4 protein-coding genes are annotated in these 4119 nt (G+C 60.0%); 3 read left to right on the top strand and 1 reads right to left on the bottom strand.

Going from position 1 to position 4119, the window contains the following annotated elements:
- Positions 1-273: 273 nt before the first annotated feature.
- The 3 genes from NZK35_RS33990 to NZK35_RS33980 all read left to right on the top strand — a co-directional run bounded on the left by NZK35_RS33990 (position 274) and on the right by NZK35_RS33980 (position 2948).
- Complete coding sequence (locus NZK35_RS33990; RefSeq protein WP_259636977.1) at positions 274-1440, top strand: fasciclin domain-containing protein; 1167 nt, start codon at positions 274-276, stop codon at positions 1438-1440.
- 120 nt (positions 1441-1560) lie between these two features.
- Positions 1561-2136: an RNA polymerase sigma factor gene (locus NZK35_RS33985; RefSeq protein WP_259636976.1), complete on the top strand. Its 576-nt coding sequence runs from the start codon at positions 1561-1563 to the stop codon at positions 2134-2136.
- Positions 2133-2948, top strand: coding sequence for an anti-sigma factor (locus NZK35_RS33980; RefSeq protein WP_259636975.1), 816 nt, complete (start codon positions 2133-2135; stop codon positions 2946-2948). Before NZK35_RS33985 ends, NZK35_RS33980 begins: the two co-directional genes overlap by 4 nt.
- Here NZK35_RS33980 and dusB read toward each other — a convergent pair.
- Positions 2941-4011 carry a tRNA dihydrouridine synthase DusB gene (gene dusB / locus NZK35_RS33975; protein WP_259636974.1) on the bottom strand — a complete coding sequence of 357 codons (1071 nt, stop codon included), beginning with the start codon at positions 4009-4011 and terminating at the stop codon, positions 2941-2943. The genes NZK35_RS33980 and dusB overlap by 8 nt on opposite strands.
- Positions 4012-4119: the final 108 nt, after the last annotated feature.

The raw sequence follows: 4119 nt of genomic DNA, 5'->3' as shown, positions 1-4119 counted from the left end.
GCGGTATTGGGCTTTAGCCCCCTGTCGCTGCTTAGCAGCGACAGGGAATCGCCTAAAGGCTAGACACCAACGGTTGCTGAATCCCGTTTAACTAATGTCCATGCCATTGGTACCTGCGATCTTTTCCGCTCGCGCGTGCATCCGGGAGTTGACTGCCTGCGAACATAAGAGCAGTCGCAGTTCCGGTGCCGGCCCCGGATGCGGCGTCCTGAGGCGGCTCGAAGTTCAGTCGTTGCATCTCCAAAAAACAACCATCTACCACGGCCTATTTCCATGAAACGTTCTGTAATCCTCGCGATCGGCATGACCATCGCACTGTTCACTTCGACGGGCTCGAAAGCCGCGGATATTGTCGACACGGCGGTCGCGGCGGGCAACTTCAAAACGCTTGCGGCGGCGTTGGGTGCTGCCGATTTGGTCGGCGCACTTAAGGGCGATGGCCCGTTTACCGTCTTCGCGCCGACCGACGACGCATTTGCAAAGTTGCCGGCAGGAACCGTCGAATCGTTGCTCAAGCCGGAAAACAAAGCCAAACTGCAAGCGATCCTGACCCATCATGTCGTCGCCAGCCAAGTTCCGGCCAGCAAGGTGGTCACCCTGTCCGGTGCGACCACATTGGGTGGTCAGCGTGTCGACATCAAAGCCGACGATTCGGGTGTGACGGTAGACGGCGCAAACGTCGTACAGACCGACATTGCCTGCGACAACGGTTTGATTCACGTCATCGACACGGTCCTTCTTCCCGCCGAAAAGAACCTAGTCGAAACCGCGGCTGGGGCAGGTACGTTTAATACCTTGATCGCTGCGGCCAAAGCCGCGGGACTCGCCGGCGCACTGACCGGTAGCGACAGCTTGACGGTCTTCGCCCCGACCGACGACGCGTTCGCAAAGTTGCCAGAGGGAACGGTCGAATCGTTGCTCAAACCGGAAAACAAGCAACAGCTGGTCAATCTTCTCAAATATCACGTCGTCAGCGGTCGTGTGTACAGCGATACGGCGGTCACGGCCGGATCGGCCAAGACGTTGGAAGGAAGCCCTGTCACGATCACGGTTGGGGCAGACGGTGCACGGGTCAACGCGTCGAATTTGGTAGTGACTGATCTGGATGCGTCAAACGGTGTGATCCACGTGATCGACGCGGTTTTGATGCCGCCGGCGAAGTCCGCTGAGGCTAGCTGCCATCGCGAAGTCCGCCAAACCCTCGCCGCAGCGATCGCCAAGGGAGCACCGATGTTCAACGCGGGACATCATTCCGCCTGTGCGGAACTGTACATGAAGACGATGTCAGGCCTGATGGATTCCGAGCTGGACGATTCGATGAAGCATCATGTCTCAACCGTCATCAACGCGGCCCGGCACCAGCACCGCTCGACCGACCGAGCGTGGACCTTGCGTCGTGGGATGGATCAAATGTTTGTGACCCTGCAGCCGTCCAATTGAACGCTCGTTTACGGTAGAATTGTGTCGTCTGCATCACCGGCGATCAAAGTGGCGACGCGGCGGAAACCCGTCGCGTCCGCGTACCGATCGGAACCAACGACCTTTACCGTTTCATCTGCAATGGACTCCTCTGAGAACACTCAACCGTCGTCCGTCCTGCAGCGGATCGCCGCGGGAGACTCGTCGGCGGTCGATGATTGCCTGGAACAGTATCGGGGGCTGGTCTGGTCGCTGGCGAATCGCTATTGCCGGGTCAGTGGTGATGCCGAAGACGCGGCGCAGGAAATCTTTGTCGCCTTGTGGCGTAGTGCGGATCGCTTCGATCCCACCAAGGCATCCGAGTCCACGTTTGTGACGATGATCGCGCGACGCCGGCTGATTGATCGCAACCGGCGGAGAGGATCATCACCGGAGTTGGTCAGCATCAGCGATTCCGAAATTGAAATGGCCGATCGTGATCCGATTGACCAGATTGAACTGTCCGACGAAGCCGCCAAGGCAGCCCGCTGCTTGCGGCACTTGTCCAAAAATCAGCGTCAAATCTTGACGCTGTCAATCGATCGGGGCGAAGCACAATCGGCGATCGCCGCAGCGCTCGGCATGCCACTGGGGACCGTCAAGTCCTACGCCCGGCGGGGCATCCTGCAATTGCGCGAGTGCATGAAGCGTCCCCTGGCACCGGAGACTGCGTCGTGAGTCAGGCAAACTTGAATGACCCCACCGAGTTGGAATTGATGGCCGGATACGTCCTGGGTGACCTGGGCGAAGCCGAAGCCGAACGGTTGCAAGCCGTTTTGGCCCGTGACGATCGCGCGGCAGACATTCTTCACGAACTGGAAATGACGAGCGCCGCGGTGCAACTGGCGACCCTGCGGCCTGATGACGATCTGATGCCTCCCGACGTTGCCGATCGCATCCGTGCCGAAGGACGGCGGATCGTGGAACACCGGGCCGATGAAACACTGCGAGGTGCCGGAAGAGGGCGATCGGGCGGAACCGTCACGGTCGCGGCCAAGGGCGTCTCCGCCCGTGAGTGGGTCGCATGGTTTTGCGCGGCGGCGGCACTGTTGCTGGCGGTCGCACTCTGGCAGCGTGATCCGGGAGCGACGCAACGCAACGCTCGAGAGGCGCGAGCGGCTTTGTTGCGTCAATCCGATTCATTGTTGCGAGTCGACTGGACGCCCGGGAAAACCCCCTTTGAGCAGCCCGTCTCCGGCGACGTGGTCTGGGATTCCGAGTCCCAGACGGGGTTCATGCGGTTCGAGAACATGCCGATCAACGATCCAACCGCCGAGCAATATCAGTTGTGGATCATTGATCCGCAGCGTGACGACGACCCGATCGACGGTGGCGTGTTTGACGTCACTGAGAGCGGGGAAGTGATCGTGGAAATCGACGCGAAATTAAACGTGATCTCGCCCGCGGCGTTTGCGATCACGATCGAAAAACCGGGCGGCGTGGTCGTCAGCAGCCAGGAGCGACTGCCGCTGCTCGCGGCGGTCAACTGAGTCCTGCCGCCTGTTCCGCTTCGCGTTCGGCGCGGATTTCTTCTTTCGTCTTCATCGGGAAGTATTCCTCGACGATGCGGTAAAACTCCTCGGCACTGGAGACGCCGGCGACATGGGTGCGGAAATGCCGTGCGCCGTATTTGCCTTGGGCGTAGCAGCAAGCGTATTTCCGCATCAGGATCGTGCCTTTTTCTTCGCCGAAGCGTTCTTTGACCAAATCGTAGTGATGCATCATGCATTGACGTTGTTCCGGCAGACTGGGTTCCGGCGGGATCGGTTGGCCGCGGAGTGCGGCCGCGGCTTGCGAGAACAGCCAGGGACGGCCGAGGCAGGCGCGGGCAATCATGACGCCGTCGACGTCATAGGTCTTGAAGGCGTGAACGACTTTTTCGGGCGAGTCCAGGTCACCGTTTCCGATCAGCGGAATGTTCCGGAGGTGGGCCTTGATTTCGCTGATGCGATCCCAATCGGCATGCCCGCGAAACATGTCTTTGGCGGTGCGGCCATGAACGGTCAGCGCCGCCGCACCAGCCTCTTCGACCACCCGAGCGACTTCGTTGCAATTGACCGAATCGGGGCTGCAACCGAGTCTGATTTTCGCGGTCACGGGCGTCGGCGCGCACGCCTTGACCAGTTGCGAAATGATCTCGAACATCCGACTGGGCGTTCGCAACAGGTAGCTGCCGCTGTGTGCTTTCTCGGTGACCTGGCGGACGGGGCAACCGAAATTGATGTCCACGACGCTGACCTGGTACTCCTCGACCAACCGCCGTCCGACCTTGGCCATCGTTTCCGGATCGTTGTCCCAGATCTGAACCGCCAATGGCCGCGGTTCCTCGGCCACCCCCCACAAGCGTTCGGGATGTTCGGCTTCGTTTTCGTCCATCCAGACAAAGCCGCGGGCATTGACCATTTCGGTCGCGATCAATCCGGCGCCGCCATATTCACGGACCATTTGTCGGAATGCGGCGTTGGTAAAGCCCGCCATCGGGGCTTGCAGGATCGGCGGATCGACGACCAGATCGCCGATCCGAAACGCGGGTGGAGGGAAGGGGCGTGACATGGCGAGTGCTTCGGCTACATTCAATTTTGCGGTTGCGATTGTCGAGCGGAAAAGAGGTCAGGTACCAAAAACCAAATGGCCCGAAGGATGCTTCGCATTTTTGGTACC

This window comes from Stieleria sedimenti (assembly GCF_025060895.1).
Lineage (GTDB): Bacteria > Planctomycetota > Planctomycetia > Pirellulales > Pirellulaceae > Stieleria > Stieleria sedimenti.
Note: the sequence above shows the minus strand (reverse complement) of the source record. Positions and strands in the feature narration are given on the sequence as shown.